Origin of the sequence: Kineococcus rugosus (assembly GCF_050871975.1) — a bacterium.
Classification (GTDB): domain Bacteria; phylum Actinomycetota; class Actinomycetes; order Actinomycetales; family Kineococcaceae; genus Kineococcus.
In genome coordinates, this window is sequence record NZ_JBJLSJ010000031.1 from 1 (window position 1) to 15,997 (window position 15,997).

Here is a 15,997-nt window from a genome sequence, read left to right on the forward strand (position 1 = left end):
GGATGGAGCCGCCGGGAGAGGGGCGCCCCCACCCCGGCCCCCCCCGCGCCCACCCACGCGCCCCCCCGGGGCGCCCCCCCCCCCCCCCCCCCGCCCGGCCGGGCCCGACGAGGGGCCCGGCCGCGCGTGGTCACGGATATATCCGCGAGGTTACAAGCGTGAAACCTGAGGTCAATAGCGTGGTCGACGCACCGCCCGCCGGTGCACCCCACGACCGCAGGAGCTGCCATGACCGACGTGACCCGGGCCGAGGTGGAACTCGCCGCCCACTCGCACGCAGCCGGTGACGGTGTCGTCGAGGAGGGCTACGACCCCCGGCTGACGAACTCCGACCTCGCCCCGCTGAGGCAGCAGGGCTGGAAGTCCTACAACTTCTTCGCCTTCTGGATGTCCGACGTGCACAGCGTCGGGGGTTACGTGACGGCCGGCAGCCTCTTCGCCCTCGGCCTGGCCGCCTGGCAGGTCCTCATCGCGCTGCTGGTGGGGATCGTCATCGTCTACTTCCTCTGCAACCTGGTCGCCAGGCCCAGCCAGGTCACCGGGGTCCCCTACCCCGTCGCCTCCCGCGTCGCCTTCGGGGTGGTCGGAGCCAACGTCCCCGCCGTGATCCGCGGGCTCATCGCCGTCGCCTGGTACGGCATCCAGACCTACCTGGCCTCCAACGCCCTGGTGCTGCTGGCCCTGAAGATCGACCCGTCGTGGGCCCCCTACGCCGACGTCACCCAGCACGGGTTCGTCGGCCTGAGCACCATCGGCTGGATCGCCTTCGGCACCATGTGGGTCCTGCAGGCGCTGGTGTTCTGGCGAGGCATGCAGGCCATCCGGAAGTTCATCGACTTCTGCGGTCCCGCCGTCTACGTCGTGATGTTCGCCCTCGCCGCCTACCTGGTGGCGGAGGCGGGTGGGTTCTCCGAGATCTCCCTCAACCTCGGCAGCGTCGAGCACAGCGGCTTCGCCGCGGTCGGGGTGATGGTCAGCGCCGTCGCGCTGGTCGTCTCCTACTTCTCCGGGCCGATGCTGAACTACGGCGACTTCGCCCGGTACGGGACGTCGATGGCGGCGGTGAAGAAGGGGAACTTCCTCGGGCTGCCGGTGAACTTCCTCGTGTTCGCGATCCTCTGCGTCGTCACCGCCTCGGCCACGGTGCCCGTGTACGGGGAGCTCATCACCGACCCGGTCGAGACGGTCTACCGCATCGACAACCTCACCGTCGCCGTCCTGGGCTGCCTGACGTTCATCATCGCGACCATCGGCATCAACATCGTGGCGAACTTCGTCTCCCCGGCCTTCGACTTCTCCCACGTCTCCCCGCAGCGCATCAGCTGGCGCACGGGCGGCATGATCGCGGCCGTCGGGTCCGTGCTCATCACCCCGTGGAACCTGTACAACTCTCCGGAGACCATCCACTACACCCTCGACACCCTCGGTGCGTTCATCGGGCCGCTGTACGGGGTCCTCATCGCCGACTACTACCTCGTCAAGAGGCAGCGGGTGGAGGTCGCCGACCTGTTCACCATGAGCCCCGCGGGGACCTACCACTACAGGAACGGCTGGAACACCGTCGCCATCGGGGTGACCGCCTTCGCCGCCCTCGTCGCCATCCTCGTGGTGTTCTTCACCAACCCCACCGCGGCGTCGTTCAGCTGGTTCATCGGGGCCGGGCTCGGCTTCGGGCTCTACCTGGCGCTCAAGAACTCCATCCCCGCGAAGGCGAAGGCGCAGGTCTGATGCCCGCCACGATCCTGGTCGTCAACGTCAACACGACCGAGGCGGTGACCGAGGTGATCCGGGCCTCGGCCGAGGCGGCGGTGTCGGCGACGACCAGGGTCGTGGCCCTCACCCCGCGGTTCGGCCCGGCGTCGGTGGAGTCGAACTACGAGAGCTACCTGTCCGCGGTCGGCGTGCTCGACGCCGTGCAGCGCCACGACGGGGAGTTCGACGCCGTCGTGCACGCCGGCTTCGGCGAGGTCGGCCGGGAGGCGCTGCAGGACGTGCTGGACGTCCCCGTCGTCGACATCACCGAGGCCGCCGCCCACACCGCGTGCCTGCTGGGCCGCAGCTACGGCGTCGTGACGTCGCTGGACCGGGCCGTTCCCGCGATCCACGACCGCCTGCTGCTGGCCGGGCTGGCCGGGCGCTGCGCCGGTGTCCGCAGCGTCGACCTGCCCGTGCTGGAGATCGAGGCGAACCCGGAGCTCACCGCGAAGGCGTTCGTCGACCGGGCCACCCGGCTCGTCGAGGACGACGGCGCCGAGGTCGTCCTGCTGGGCTGCGCCGGCATGGCCGGGGTCCACGAGGCCGTCGCGGCCGCGCTGACCGTCCCCGTCGTGGACGGCGTCGCCGCGGCCGCGCGCCTGGCCGAGTCCCTGGTGGCCCTGGGGCTGTCCACGTCGAAGGCCCGCAGCTACGCTCCGCCGCGAACCGGGGACGTGCGGGGATGGCCCCTGCGCGCAGCCGGTGGAGGAGGACGGTCGACGGGTGGATCCGGCGAGTAGGGGGTCGCGACCGGTGCTGGACGCGATCCGCAGCGACATCGTCGAGGGCATCGTCCCCCCGGGGACGGCCCTCGAGGTCGACGTGCTCGCCGCCACCCACGACGTCAGCCGCATCCCCGTGCGCGAGGCGCTCATGACCCTCGTCGGCGAGGGCCTCGTCGAGCACCAGCCGCGGCGCGGGTACTCCGTGACCCGGCTCGCCGACGGTGAGCTGGCCGAGCTCTTCGGCGTCCGCGGGACCCTCGAACTGGCCGCGCTCGCCGTCGCGGTGCGCCTCGGGGGACCGGCCGACGTCGCCGCGGCCCGGGCTGCCCACGACGCGCTGCAGCGAGCCGTCGACGCCGGTGACGAACGCGGCTACCACCACCAGAGCCGCGCCTTCCACACGGCCCTGACGCGGCCGTCGGCCATGCTGCGCCTGCTCGGGGTGCTCGACCGGACCTGGGACCTCACCGAGCCCTACCGCCCGATGGGCGACCTCGGTCGCGACGAGGCCCGGGCGCTGCACACCGAGCACGAGGACATGCTGACCGCCTTCGCGGCCGGTGACGCGGAACGGTTGCTGGCCACCGCGGCGGCGCACCAGGAGAACCTCGCGGCCCGGGTGCGGGCCCGCGAGTTCCCCACCCGCCCGGCCGCGGCGCCGTCGCGGCGCACCCGGCACCGCACGCTGGGGGCCACGCGCGGCAACCGGACGACGGAGGACGAGCGGTGACGGACAACCCCCCGGTGGAACTGGTGCTGCGCGCGGCGCGCGCGGTCGTCGACGGTGCGGTGCGCCCGGTCTCGGTGGGGGTGCGCGACGGGCGGGTCGTCGCCGTGGAGGCGTTCGACCACCCCTGGGACACGGCTCGCGAGGTCGTCCTGGCCGACGACGAGGTGCTGCTGCCGGGTCTGGTCGACACCCACGTCCACGTCAACGAACCCGGCCGCACCGAGTGGGAGGGTTTCGCCTCCGCCACCCGCGCCGCTGCCGCCGGCGGCATCACCACGATCCTCGACATGCCGCTCAACAGCGTCCCGGCCACCCTCGACCCCGACGCCCTCGCGGTGAAGCGGGCCGCCGCGCGGGGGAAGTGCGTCGTCGACGTGGGGTTCTGGGGCGGGGCCGTCCCCGGCAACGCCGACCAGCTCGAACCGCTGCACGAGGCCGGGGTGTTCGGCGTGAAGTGCTTCCTGCTCGACTCCGGCGTCGAGGAGTTCCCCCCGCTGGACGCCGCCGGGCTGGAGCGGGCGCTCACCGCGCTCGCCCGCTTCGACGGCCTGCTGCTGGCCCACGCCGAGGACGCGGAGGAGATCGCCGCGCACACCCACCCCGGGGGCGTGCGCTTCGCCGACTTCGTCGGCTCCCGCCCCCCGAGCGCCGAGGCCGCCGCGGTGCGGACCGTCGCCGAGGCGGCCGCGCGCACCGGCGCCCGCGCGCACGTCGTGCACCTGTCGTCCTCGGCGGGGCTCGCCGAGGTCGCGGCGGCCAAGGCGGCCGGCACCAGGATCAGCGTCGAGACCTGCCCGCACTACCTGACCCTGGACGCCGGCTCCGTCCCCGACGGGGCGACGTCCTACAAGTGCTGCCCCCCGATCCGCGACCGCGCCGAGCAGGACGCGCTGTGGCGGGGGCTGCTGGACGGCACGATCGACTGCGTCGTCTCCGACCACTCCCCGTGCACCGCCGAGCTCAAGCGTCTCGACGAGGGGGACTTCGGGACCGCCTGGGGCGGGATCGCCTCCGTGCAGATCGGGCTGCCCGCGGTGTGGACCGCGGCCCGCGAGCGCGGGGTGCCGCTGGAGACCGTCGTCGGCTGGATGTCGTCGGCGACGGCCGACCTCGCCGGGTTGTCCGACCGGGGCCGGATCGCCGCCGGGAACGTCGCCGACTTCGCGGTGTTCGCCCCCGAGGAGGAGTGGGTCGTGCGGGCGGAGGCGTTGCAGCACAAGAACAAGGTGACGCCCTACGAGGGGCGGACGTTCACCGGTGCGGTCCGGGGGACCTGGCGCCGCGGGGAGCTGCTCGACCTCGACGGTGAACCCCGCGGGGAGCTGCTGCACGCCCCGCCGCGCTCCCGCGGGTAGGTCTCAGCCGCCCGGGGCGCCGCGCAGCTCGGCCCACACGGTCTTCCCCGCACCCTCCACGACGACGCCCCAGGCCGCGCTGACCGCTTCGACGATGGCCAGGCCCCGCCCGCCGAGGGCGTCGTCGGCGGCGTCGCGCTCGCGCGGGTGGCGGGTGGAGGCGTCGCGCACCGCGACGGTGAGGCGGCGGTGGGCCGGCTGGAAGCGCAGCGTGACCCCGGCGGGGGAGTCGGTGTGGACGAGGGCGTTGGTCACGAGTTCGCTGAGGACGAGCTCGGCCTCCTCGAGCAGCTCCGCGACGTCCCACGCGGTGAGGGCGGCGGCGAGGAACGCGCGCGCCCGGGCGACGGCGCGCAGGTCCGAGGACAGCGGGAGGGCCGCCTCCTCGACCTGGGTGCTGGGGCCCCGGTAGGCGAGCACGAGCATCGCGGCGTCGTCGTCGAGACGGTGCGGGATGCCCGCCATGATGCGCCCCGCGAGTTCCTCGGCGTCGGCTCCGGCGGCGGCGAGGACGTTGCGCCGCAGGGCTTCCGCTCCCGACTCCAGCTGGTCGGAGCGGGACTCCACGACCCCGTCGGTGTACATCACGACCCGGCAGTCGCCGTCGAGGCGGTAGGACCGCTCGGGGTAGGTCGCGGTGTGCTCGACGCCCAGCGGCGGGCCCGGCTCCAACGCCAGCTCCCTCAGCTCGTGCCCCTCCAGGACCAGCGGCGGCGGGTGCCCGGCGCTGGCGACGGTGACGGTGCCCGACTCCTGGTCCAGCCGCACCAGGGAGCAGGTGGCGAACAGCTCGTCGGTCTGGTCGACCAGCAGCCGGTTGGTGCGTTCCAGGGCGGCGCCGGGCCCGTGCCCCTCGCTGACGTAGGCGCGCACGGCGGTGCGCAGCTGCCCCATGAGGCCGGCGGCGGTCGTGTTGTGCCCCTGGACGTCGCCGATGACGAAGACCACCCCGTCCTCGACCTCGAGGGCGTCGTACCAGTCGCCGCCGACCTCCGCGCCGACGACGGCGGGCTGGTAGCGGACGGCGACGCGCACCCGGTCCAGCACGGGCAGGCGCTGCGGCAGCAGTCCGCGCTGCAGGGTGCGGGCCAGGTCGGTGAGGGCGGCCACCGACCCGGACAGGCTCTCGCGGGCGGCGCGCTCGGCGTCGAGCAGGTGCGCCCGTTCCAGGGCGAGGGCGACCTGGGCGGCCACGCTCTCGAAGAGGGCCACGTCGTCCGCGCGGTCCTCGCGCCCCAGCCAGTCCACGGCCAGCGCCCCGATGGCGCGCCCGCTGCGCTCGACCAGCGGGACGGCCAGCCCGGAGCGGGCCGCGGCGTCGGGGACGCCGTGGGTCTCCAGGTAGCGCGCGATCTGCTCCGGCGCGGCCACGACGGGTCGCGCGGTGAGCACGGCCTCGGTGACGGGGTTGCCGGCGTCGAGGGGCATGGATCCGGCGGTGGCCTCGTGCTCGGGGGAGACGGGCGGGTGGCCGTGGCGCACGAGCAGCCCCCGCGAGTCGTCGCGCAGGAACAGCGCGGCCGAGGTGCAGTCCATCGCCTCGGCGACCCGGCGCGGCAGCGTGCCGGTGATGTCGGCGGTCGTGGCGCTGGTGGAGAGCAGGGCGGTCACCGACTGCAGCAGCGCGGTCCGCGCGGCGGCGGTGGCGGCGGCGGCCTCGCGGTCCTCGGCGAGGCGGCGGGCCTCCAGCTGCTCGCCGAGCAGCAGCGCGTTGTCGATGGCGACGGCGGCCCCGCGGGCCGCGGACAGGGCCGTGGCCTCGGCCTCGGCGTCGAAGCGGCCGGGGGCGGAGTGCCCGAACAGCATGGCCCCGACGACGTGGGTCTCCTCGTCGACGGCGGTGACGGGGACGGCGAGGTAGCTGCGGACGGCGCGGTGGTTGCCGGGGATCCCGTGGGTCGAGCCGTGGCCGAAGCGGGGGTCGAGGTGGACGTCGTCGATGCGCACGGGGTCGGCGCCCTCGAAGGTGGGGGCGAAGAGGGCGGTGTGCCGGACGGGCTCGGCTCCGGGGAACTCCCGCACGGCGGCCCCGGCGAGGGTGAGCAGGTCCAGGCGGTCGCCGTGCACGTCGCGGTCGTGGTAGAAGAACGCGCCGTACTCGGCGCCGACGGCCTCGGTGGTGGCCCGGGTGGCGGCGTCCAGGACGGTCCGCAGGTCCCGGCCGTCGCGCAGCGCGAGGTGGGTGATGGCCAGCAGGGGCTGGTCCCTCCGTCGCTCGACCACTCACTGAGGTTAGTCCATGACGCACAGTGATCGAATGGCGTCAAGGGTCCACGGTCACGGACTGCTGCCCCCGCACCAGCAGCGCCAGGTGCAGCGCCAGCCGGGTCTCGGGGTCCTCCAGGTCCCGCCCCAGCCGCCGCGCCAGCCGCTCCACCCGGCCGTAGGCCGCCGGGCGCGACAGGTGCAGGAGGCCCGCGAGCCGCGTCATCGACCCGCCCGAGCTCATCAGGTGCGCCAGCAGCTCCAGGTCCGCGCGGCCCCCGTCGGGGCCCGCCAGCAGCGGGGCCAGCTGCTCCTCGGCGAACCCGGCCACCCGGGCGTCGTCGCGCAGGCGCCACAGCAGCCCCCGCACGCCCAGGTCGGCCGCGCGGTGGACCGCCCCGGGGACGCGCCCGGGGGCGGTCGCCGCCACCTGCGCGACGTGCCGGGCCTCGGCGAAACCCTCCCCGGTGGCGCTGAGGCGCTCCACCGCGGCGGTCACCCCCAGCGTCGCCGACGCCGGCAGCTCCCGCGCCAGCCGCGGCAGCGACCGCTCCGCGGCCCCCACCAGCAGGACGCCCACGACGTCGGGCGCCAGCACCCCCGTCAGCCCGACCACCCCCGCCGCGCGCAGCGCGCCGGCCACCGCGGGCCGGTCCGCGCCCCCCGGGGTGTGCACCGCGCCGGCCGTGAACCCGCCGCGCGCCGGCAGCCCGAGGGCGCGCAGGCGCTGCCGCAGGGCGGGCTCGTCGACGGCCCGGGCCCGCAGCAGGTCGCTCACCAGGTCGCCGTGGGCGCGGTCGACGCTGATCTCGCCGGGGCCGTCCGCCGCCAGCAGCCGCAGGACGGTCAGGACCTCGGCGGCGCGCTCGAGGACCAGGGCGACGTCCTGCCCCGCGCCCCGCCCCGGCAGGACCAGCCGGCCCCACCGCTCGCCCGGCGTCCCCACCGGGACCGCCGTCCACCCCTCCGGGCCGCCCGCGGCGCCCTCGCGGCGCGAGCGGCGCGGCCAGTCCCGCAGCACCTCCACCGTGCCGCGGGCGCCGGGCACGTGGTCCAGCACGTGGTGGGCGGGGTCCTCCAGCACCACCGGTGCGTCCAGCAGCCCCGCGGCCCGCTCCAGGACCTCCCGGGTCGAGGCCCCGGAGGTCCCCAGCGCCGCGAACGTCGAGTGCACCCGCTCGGCGAAGCGCAGCCGCTCGTGCTGGTCGTCCAGCAGGCGGGTGTGGACCCGCTCGGTGACGTCCACGAACCGCACCGCCCGGTGCAGCTCCACCAGCGGGAGGCGGGCCGCCCGGGCCGCCCGCAGCAGCGGGGCCGGCAGCGCCGGCAGGACCTCGCCCAGCTCCACGACCAGGCCCGCCGCGCCCGCCTCGACGAGGGCGGCCACGTACGCCTCGGCGTCCAGCCCCGCCCTGGCCAGGCCCAGGCCCGTCGTCAGCAGCAGCTCGCCCCCGCCGAGCAGACCGGTCACGTCGACCTGCTCGCTGACGTGCACCCAGCGGACCGGCGCGCCGAGGCGGTCCTCCCCGGCCCGCACCAGCGGGGCACCGGCCTCCAGGACGGGCAGGGCGAGGACGTCGGCGACCGTCAGCACGCCCCGAGGCTACGACGGTCCGTCGGTGCTCGGCGGGTCCCGCCGACGGAACGTCGCTGGTGGTGGGGTGCTCCCGGGCGGCAGGGTGGGGGGATCGACGTCGGCCGCCGACGCGCTGACAGGACCCGAGGAGGACCGGCCATGACCGTGACCGAGCAGACCGTGACGGGTGCGGGGGGTTCCGGCCTCGCCGAGGCGGCCCGCGACCACCTCTGGATGCACTTCGCCCGCATGGGGGCCTACCAGGACCGGCCCGCGCCCGTCATCACCCGCGGCGAGGGCGCGTACATCTGGGACGACCGGGGCCACAAGGTCCTCGACGGCCTGTCCGGGCTGTTCGTCGTCCAGGTCGGGCACGGCCGCGCCGAGCTCGCCGAGGTCATGGCGAAGCAGGCGCGCGAGCTGGCGTTCTTCCCCGTGTGGGGGTACGCGACCGAGCCGGCGATCGAGCTGGCCGACCGCATCGCCGGGTACGCCCCGGGGGACCTGAACCGGGTGTTCTTCACCACCGGCGGCGGCGAGGCCGTCGAGAGCGCCTGGAAGGTCGCCAAGCAGTACTTCAAGCTCACCGGCAAGCCGATGAAGCACAAGGTGATCTCCCGGGCCACCGCCTACCACGGCACCCCGCAGGGCGCCCTGGCCATCACCGGCCTGCCCGCGATGAAGCAGGCGTTCGAGCCGCTGACCCCCGGCGGGTTCCGGGTGCCGAACACGAACATCTACCGCGCCGAGCGCATGGGCGCCCCGACCGACCCGGTCCTGTTCGGCACGTGGGCCGCCGACCGCGTCGAGGAGGCCATCCTGTTCGAGGGCCCCGACACCGTCGCGGCCGTCGTGCTCGAACCCGTGCAGAACTCCGGCGGCTGCTTCACCCCGCCGCCGGGGTACTTCCAGCGGGTCCGGGAGATCTGCGACCGGTACGACGTCCTGCTCGTCTCCGACGAGGTCATCTGCGGCTTCGGCCGCCACGGCACGATGTTCGCCGCGGAGAAGTTCGGCTACCAGCCCGACATCATCACCTGCGCCAAGGGCATGAGCTCCGGCTACGGCCCCATCGGCGCGATGATCGCGACCGACCGCATCATGGAGCCGTTCCTGCAGGGCAAGAACTTCTTCCCGCACGGCTACACCTTCGCCGGGCACCCGGTGTCGGCCGCCGTCTCGCTGGCCAACCTCGACATCTTCGAGCGCGAGGGCCTGAACCAGAACGTCCTGGCCCACGAGCAGGCGCTGGGGGACACCCTGCGCAAGCTCCTCGACCTCGACATCGTCGGCGACGTGCGCGGCGACGGGTACTTCTGGGCCGTCGAGCTGGTCAAGGACAAGACCACGAAGGAGACCTTCGACCTCGGCGAGCGGGAGACGCTCGTCAAGCAGTTCCTGCCCGGTGCGCTGTTCCGCAACGGCCTGTACTGCCGCCCCGACGACCGCGGCGAGCCCGTCATCCAGGTCGCGCCGCCGCTGACCTGCGGGCAGGCGGAGTTCGACGAGATGGAGCAGATCCTGCGCGCCACCCTGACCGAGGCGATGACGCTGGTCTGAGGTTCCCCGGACGGTCCCCCCGACCGGCTCAGGTCGGGGGGCGACCGGCCGATGGTCCCCTGTGCGGTCGACCGGCCGCCGGGACCAGCAGGAGTGACCGGGATGTCGCAGGCGCCCACGGGCCGCACGCAGCAGGAGGAGCCGCGCCGCCGTCGCCGGTTCGCCGACCGTTCGGTGGCCACCAAGCTGGGAGCCCTCGTCGGGGTGTCCTCGGTGATGGCCGCCGCGCTGCTCGGCGTGGGCCTGACCGGCGCCTCCTCGGTCAACGACCGCGCGCACGCCATCTACGCCGAGGACCTGGTGCCGTCCGGCCAGCTGGCCGGCATCCGGGCCGGGGCCGTCGAGGCGCAGCGCGACCTCGCCAACCTCGCCCTCGCCCAGGACGACGCCGCCCGCGCGGACCTGCAGGCCCGCCTGACCGCCGGCGACGAGGAGCTCGACGGCCTCCTGGAGCAGTTCTCCGCGACGGTCCGCACCGACCAGCAGCGGGCCCAGCTGAAGGAGTTCACCGTCTGGTGGGACTCCTACCGGGCCACCCGCGACAACTTCCTCCTGCCGCTGGCCACCTCCGGCGACCCCGCCGACCGCGCCACGTTCCAGACCCTCTACCTGGGCAACGTCGCGATCCTCGCCGACCACGCCCAGGACGCCCTCGACGCCCTCGACGCCTCCAGCGACCGCCACGCCGCCGCGTCGGTGGCCGCCGCCACCGACAGCTACTCCACCGCCCGCCTCACCATGGTCCTCGTCGCCCTCGCCGGGCTGCTGGTCACGGCGCTGCTGGCCGGCTGGACGACCCGCCTGGTGGTCCGGCCCCTGCGGCGCGTCGTGGAGGTCCTCGACCGCGTCGCCCGCGGCGACCTCACCGCCACCGCCGACGTCGCCCAGCGCGACGAGGTGGGCCGCATGGCGCAGGCCCTCGGCACCGCGACCGGCGCCATGCGCGACACCGTCTCCAACCTGCACGGCGAGGCCGTCGCGCTCGCGTCGGCCGCCGAGGAGCTGCGCGCCAACAGCCGCCTCATCGCCGGCGGCGTCGACGACGTCTCCCGCCGCGCCGCCGAGGTGGCGTCCTCGGCCGGCGACGTCAGCGCGCACATCGCCGGGGCCGCCGCCGGCGCCGAGGAGATGGGGTCCTCGATCCGCGAGATCTCCTCCAACGCCTCCCGGGCCGCCGACGTGGCCGGCGACGCCGTGCGCATCGCCGCCGAGACCGGGCAGACGATGGCGCAGCTCGGGCGGTCCTCCGCCGAGATCGGCGACGTCGTCAAGACCATCACCTCCATCGCCGAGCAGACCAACCTGCTGGCCCTGAACGCCACCATCGAGGCCGCCCGGGCCGGTGACGCCGGCAAGGGGTTCGCCGTCGTGGCCGGGGAGGTCAAGGAGCTGTCCGGCCAGACCGCGCGCGCCACCGAGGACATCGCCCAGCGGATCGAGACGATCCAGCGGGACGTGGAGCGGGCGGTGGCGGCCATCGGCAGCATCGGCGCGGTCGTCGCGGAGATCAGCGACTACCAGGGCACCATCGCCGCCGCCGTCGAGGAGCAGGCCGCCACGACCCAGGAGATGGGCCGCAGCGTGGCCGACGCGGCCGGCGGGGCGGGGCAGATCGCCGCCACCGTCGACACCGTCGCCACCGCCGCCCAGACCACCGGGTCCGGGGCCTCCGACAGCGAGCGCGCCGTCGGGGAGCTGGCCGAGATGGCCGCCCGCATGCGCACCGCCGTCTCGCACTTCACGTACTGACGACCAGAGGCCGGAGAACCACGATGAGCCGCACCACCGCGCGCACGGCGACCCTGCTCGCCGGGGCCACCCTCCTCGCCGGCGCCCTCGCCGGCTGCGGCGGGGGCACCACCGCCACCACCCCGGCCGCCGCGCCGGAGGGGCCGCACGTCGCCTTCCTGGTCCCGTCCACGTCGCTGCGCTCGATGGCCTACGACGTGCCGAACTTCTCCGTCGAGCTCTCCCACCGCTGCCCGACGTGCGTGGTGGACGTGCACACCGCCGAGGACCAGGCCGAGCAGAACGCCCAGGCCCAGGAGGCGATCCGCGACGGCGCGCAGGCCGTCGTCGTGGTCGCCCTCGACGGCGCGCAGGCCGGTGACCTGGTCTCGGCGGCGAACGCCGCCGACGTGCCCGTCGTCGCCTACGACCGGCTGGTCAAGGGCGCGGCGATCGACTACTACGTCTCCTTCGACGGCGGGGCCGTCGGGGAGCTGGGCGGGCAGGCGGTCCTGGACGCGGTCGGCGGCGACACCGCCGGGGGCGCGATCGTCATGCTCCAGGGCGACCCCGCGGACAACAACGCCGGGTTGTTCGCCGCCGGGGCCCACTCCGTGCTCGACGGGAAGGTCGACATCGCCTCCGAGCGCTACGTCGCCGGGTGGAGCGCCGACCAGGCCGCCGTGGAGATGCGCTCGGCCCTGGCCGACCTGGGCGGACGCCGCCTGCTGGGCGTCTACACCGCCTACGACGGCCTGGCCGCCGGGGCGCTGCAGGCGCTCACCGAGGCCGGGCTGTCCGGGGTCCCGATCACCGGGCAGGACGCGGAGACCGCTGCGCTGCAGCGCATCCTGGCCGGCACGCAGACCATGACGGTGTACAAGGACCTGCCCGGTCAGGCCCGCGCCACCGCCGACCTGGTCGCCGACGTCCTGGACGGGAAGACCCCGGAGACCACCGGCACCACCGACAACGGGGCCGGGTCGGTCCCCACCGTCCTCCTGCAGCCGCAGGCGGTCGGGAAGGCGCAGGTCCAGAGCGAGGTCCTCGCCGACGGCTACACGACGGTCGACGCGCTGTGCGCCGGGGCCGCGAGCCAGACCTGCGCGGCCGCGGGGATCTCCGCGGGCAGCTGAGCGCCGCGCGGCCCCCTCACCGGGCGAGGCGGTCGGCGAAGGCCGTCGCGGGCCCGGTCGCCGGGGTCCCCTCCCGGACCAGGACGGCCAGGTCGCGCCCGGTGGGCGGGTCGAGGGGCAGGGCCGCGAGGCCGGGGCGGCGGTGGGCGGTCAGCGCCAGCTCGGGCAGGACCGCCAGCCCCTGACCGGCCGCCACCATCGCCTGCATCAGCACGTAGTCGTCGGTGACCTGGTGGTGCAGCCGGGTCCGGACCCCCGAGCGGGCGCAGTGCCGTTCCCACCGGGCCCGGCAGGTCGGGCACCCCGCGAGGACGTCGGTGCCCCCCAGCGCGGCCAGGGGGACCCGCGGGCCCCGCGCGAGGGGGTGGTCGGTGGGCAGGACGAGCACGAGGGGGTCGTGGCCCAGCGGCCGGACCGCGGTGCCGGGGTCGGTGGGGCCGGCGGGCTCGCCGGTGTCGTGGAAGACCACGGCCACGTCGGCGGCGCCCTCGCGCAGGGCCTGCAGCGCGGCCGGCGGTTCGGCCTGCAGGACGTCGACCCCGAGGTCGGGCTCGCTCGCCGCGAGGTCGCGGACGGCGTCGAGGACGAGCGTGGCGCAGGCGGTGGGGAAGGCGGCGACGCGCAGGCGCGCGGGCCGGTCGGTGGCCAGGGCCGGCAGGCAGTCCCCGGCCGCGCGCAGCGCGGCGGCGACGTTCGCGGCGTGCCGGGCGAGCACCGCGCCGGCCGCGGTGGGGCGCACCCCGCGCCCGTGGCGCTCGACGAGGGCGCACCGGGCGGCCCGTTCCAGCCGGCGCACGTGCTGGGCGACGGCGGGGTGGGTCCACCCCAGCTCCCGGGCGGCACCGGACAGGGACCCGTGGCGGACGACCAGGTGCAGCACGACGAGGCTGCGGGGGTCGAGGTCCAGCGGCGTCGACATGGAAGCCATGGTTGCAGGTGGTGCCACGAGATCGCTCTTCTCCTTCCGCCCGCGGGCCGTCACGCTGGACGGGTGCAGAGGATCGGGGTCATCGGGGGGATGAGCTGGGAGTCGACCGCGGAGTACCTGCGGTTGATCAACCAGGGGGTCCGCGGACGCCTGGGGGGGCTGCACTCGGCGCGGCTGGCCGTGGGGGCGGTCGACTTCGCCGACGTGGAAGCGCTGCAGGTCGCCGGCCGCTGGGGGGCGGCCGGCGACCTGCTGGCGGCGGAGGCGCGGGGGCTGGAGGCCGCGGGGGCGGACCTGCTGCTCATCGCCTCGAACACGATGCACGAGGTGCACGACGCCGTCGCCGCGGCGGTCGCGGTGCCGGTGCCGCACCTCGCCGACGTCACCGCCGCGGCCGTCACGGCGGCGGGGCTGTCCCGCGTGGGGCTGCTGTCGACGCGGTACACCGCCGAGCGGGAGTTCTACCGGGGCCGGCTCGCCGACCGGGGGGTGACCACGCTCGTGCCGGACCCGGCCGGCCGCGAGGAGGTCCAGCGGATCATCTTCGAGGAGCTGTGCACGGGCCGGGTCGAGGCCGCGTCCCGGCAGCGGCTGCTGGCGGTCGCGCAGGACCTGCTCGCCGCCGGCGCGGAGGGGATCGTGCTGGGCTGCACCGAGCTGGAGCTCAGCGTCGGCGCGGACGACCTGCCCGTCCCCGTCTTCCCCACCACCACCCTGCACTGCCGGGCGGCGCTGGACCTGGCCCTGGGCTGAGCCGGTTCAGGCCTCGTCGACGGCCAGCACGCTGCGGCACCCGCCGGCGCGCTTGGCGGCGTACATCGCGGCGTCGGCCCGGTGCAGCAGCGCCTGGGCCGCCTCGCCGGGGACGGCGGGGGCGATGCCCACGCTGGCGCTGATGGTGGCGGGGCCGGCGCTCAGCAGGAACGGCTCGCGCAGGGCCGCGACCAGGGCGTCGCCGGTGTCCTCGACCTGCCCGGGGTCCCGGTCGGGCAGCAGGACGGCGAACTCGTCCCCGCCCAGGCGCGCCGGCCGCCCCTGCGCCCCGACGGTGGCCAGCAGCCGCCGGGAGACCTCCACGAGCAGCTCGTCCCCGGCCGCGTGGCCCAGGGTGTCGTTGACGGCCTTGAACCCGTCGAGGTCGACGAAGAGCACCGCGACGGCGGTCTGGTCCGCGACCGCGTCGGTGAGCTGCTGGGTGAAGGCGCGCCGGTTGCCGAGCCCGGTGAGCGGGTCCAGCAGGGCCGCCCGCTCGGAGGCCTCGGCCTGCGCGACCCGGTGCACCGCGGTGGCCGCGATGAGGGTCAGCGCCTCGACCGCGGAGGTGTCGAAGCCCGCGGAGTCCCGGTTGGTGGGCGCCGGGGTGACGATCCAGCGCGGGGCGCCGTCGGGGCCGGGCGGCAGCGGGCGGCCGCTCTCGCCCGGGCCGGGGGCGCGGTCCAGGACCCGCAGGAGGCCGCCGGACAGCAGCGCCGAGCCGTGCCGCTCCAGCGCGGCGACGAGCTCGGCGTCGGTGCTGACGGTGTGCATCCGCACCGAGGCCTGGAAGAGCTCGTGCTGCTGGGCGCGCCGCTGGGTGGCGGTGCGCCAGCCCCAGGAGGCGACGACGACGGCCGCGCCGGGCACCAGGGTCAGGTTCGTGACCCAGCCGGGCATCGCGAGGTCCACCGCGGCGGACAGGTAGCCGAGGCTGGCCACGACGAGGAACAGCGCCCCGCCGACGAACGTCCCCGGGTGCAGCAGCTCCGCGGCCAGCGGCCGGTGGTGCTCCACGGCGATGGACACCGCGGACAGCAGGGCGTCGAGGAGGTAGTAGGTGCCCGCCGCGAGCAGCACGGCCAGCAGCTGGCGGGGGCTGACCGGGTCGGCGGCCGGCTGCACGGCCACGCTCACCGCGGTGGCGCCCAGCGCGGCCAGCAGCGAGGACCCGGCGTTGAACAGCCGGCTGGTCCAGGCGCGGCGGTCGACCAGGTACGAGGCCAGGCCGGTGCAGCACCAGGCCAGCAGCGCCGTCGCGGGCCGGTCGGCGTGCGAGGTGAGCAGGAAGAACAGCAGCACCGGGGCGAAGGGCACGAGGATGCCGGTGTTGATCCCGGTGACCATGAGCGGGAAGCGGGTCAGCAGCCAGCCCGTCGGCAGGCAGACCGCCAGGGCGACGAGCAGGGAGGGGTCGGACCCCTCGGCGCGCCAGGTCAGCAGCGCCCCCACCAGCACGCCCAGGCCCAGCACGAAGACGACGGTGTCGACGAGGGCCGACGCGCTCGGGCGACGGAACCTCCGGCTGGATCCCACGTCGTCACGT

The 15,997-nt window shown here is 75.6% G+C and carries 12 protein-coding genes; 8 read left to right on the plus strand and 4 right to left on the minus strand.

All coding sequences use genetic code 11. The features are described from left to right. Positions 1-228: 228 nt before the first annotated feature. From ACRYM6_RS16940 to allB, 4 genes are read left to right on the plus strand one after another with little or no spacing between them, the layout of a single operon-like run. Positions 229-1,728 (plus strand): NCS1 family nucleobase:cation symporter-1, encoded by a 1,500-nt coding sequence (locus ACRYM6_RS16940; RefSeq protein WP_432544056.1) that lies wholly within the window; start codon positions 229-231, stop codon positions 1,726-1,728. Continuing rightward, positions 1,728-2,495, plus strand: a complete 768-nt coding sequence (locus tag ACRYM6_RS16945) for an aspartate/glutamate racemase family protein (RefSeq protein WP_432544057.1) — start codon at positions 1,728-1,730, stop codon at positions 2,493-2,495. Before ACRYM6_RS16940 ends, ACRYM6_RS16945 begins: the two co-directional genes overlap by 1 nt. Positions 2,496-2,508: 13 nt before the next feature. Beyond that, the gene (locus ACRYM6_RS16950; protein ID WP_432544058.1) at positions 2,509-3,210 is read left to right on the plus strand and encodes a GntR family transcriptional regulator; all 702 of its coding nucleotides are present in this window, start codon (positions 2,509-2,511) and stop codon (positions 3,208-3,210) included. Beyond that, positions 3,207-4,565, plus strand: coding sequence for an allantoinase AllB (gene allB / locus ACRYM6_RS16955; protein ID WP_432544059.1), 1,359 nt, complete (start codon positions 3,207-3,209; stop codon positions 4,563-4,565). The genes ACRYM6_RS16950 and allB overlap by 4 nt, the downstream gene beginning before the upstream one ends. A 3-nt stretch (positions 4,566-4,568) precedes the next feature. Here allB and ACRYM6_RS16960 read toward each other — a convergent pair whose 3' ends face one another. Next, the gene (locus tag ACRYM6_RS16960; RefSeq protein WP_432544060.1) at positions 4,569-6,788 is read right to left on the minus strand and encodes a SpoIIE family protein phosphatase; all 2,220 of its coding nucleotides are present in this window, start codon (positions 6,786-6,788) and stop codon (positions 4,569-4,571) included. A 40-nt stretch (positions 6,789-6,828) separates the two neighbouring features. Further along, entirely contained in the window at positions 6,829-8,364 is a 1,536-nt protein-coding gene (locus ACRYM6_RS16965) for a helix-turn-helix domain-containing protein (RefSeq protein WP_432544061.1), read from the minus strand. 141 nt (positions 8,365-8,505) lie between these two features. Here ACRYM6_RS16965 and ACRYM6_RS16970 point away from each other — a divergent pair, with 141 nt between their 5' ends. From ACRYM6_RS16970 to ACRYM6_RS16980, 3 genes are all read left to right on the plus strand, one after another. Then, complete coding sequence (locus tag ACRYM6_RS16970; RefSeq protein WP_432544062.1) at positions 8,506-9,906, plus strand: aspartate aminotransferase family protein; 1,401 nt, start codon at positions 8,506-8,508, stop codon at positions 9,904-9,906. A gap of 102 nt (positions 9,907-10,008) precedes the next feature. Beyond that, positions 10,009-11,655 (plus strand): methyl-accepting chemotaxis protein, encoded by a 1,647-nt coding sequence (locus ACRYM6_RS16975; RefSeq protein ID WP_432544063.1) that lies wholly within the window; start codon positions 10,009-10,011, stop codon positions 11,653-11,655. Between the two features lie 23 nt (positions 11,656-11,678). Continuing rightward, positions 11,679-12,770, plus strand: a complete 1,092-nt coding sequence (locus ACRYM6_RS16980) for a sugar ABC transporter substrate-binding protein (RefSeq protein ID WP_432544064.1) — start codon at positions 11,679-11,681, stop codon at positions 12,768-12,770. Positions 12,771-12,786: 16 nt separating this feature from the next. Here ACRYM6_RS16980 and ACRYM6_RS16985 read toward each other — a convergent pair whose 3' ends face one another. Further along, entirely contained in the window at positions 12,787-13,689 is a 903-nt protein-coding gene (locus ACRYM6_RS16985) for a LysR family transcriptional regulator (protein ID WP_432544065.1), read from the minus strand. A 72-nt stretch (positions 13,690-13,761) separates the two neighbouring features. Between ACRYM6_RS16985 and ACRYM6_RS16990 the strand changes: the two genes are divergently transcribed. Continuing rightward, on the plus strand, positions 13,762-14,451 hold the full coding sequence (locus ACRYM6_RS16990; protein WP_432544066.1) for an aspartate/glutamate racemase family protein: 690 nt from the start codon (positions 13,762-13,764) through the stop codon (positions 14,449-14,451). 6 nt (positions 14,452-14,457) lie between these two features. On the opposite strand, the gene ACRYM6_RS16995 is transcribed toward ACRYM6_RS16990, so the two are convergent. Next, positions 14,458-15,987 carry a diguanylate cyclase domain-containing protein gene (locus tag ACRYM6_RS16995; protein ID WP_432544067.1) on the minus strand — a complete coding sequence of 510 codons (1,530 nt, stop codon included), beginning with the start codon at positions 15,985-15,987 and terminating at the stop codon, positions 14,458-14,460. Positions 15,988-15,997 lie beyond the last annotated feature (10 nt).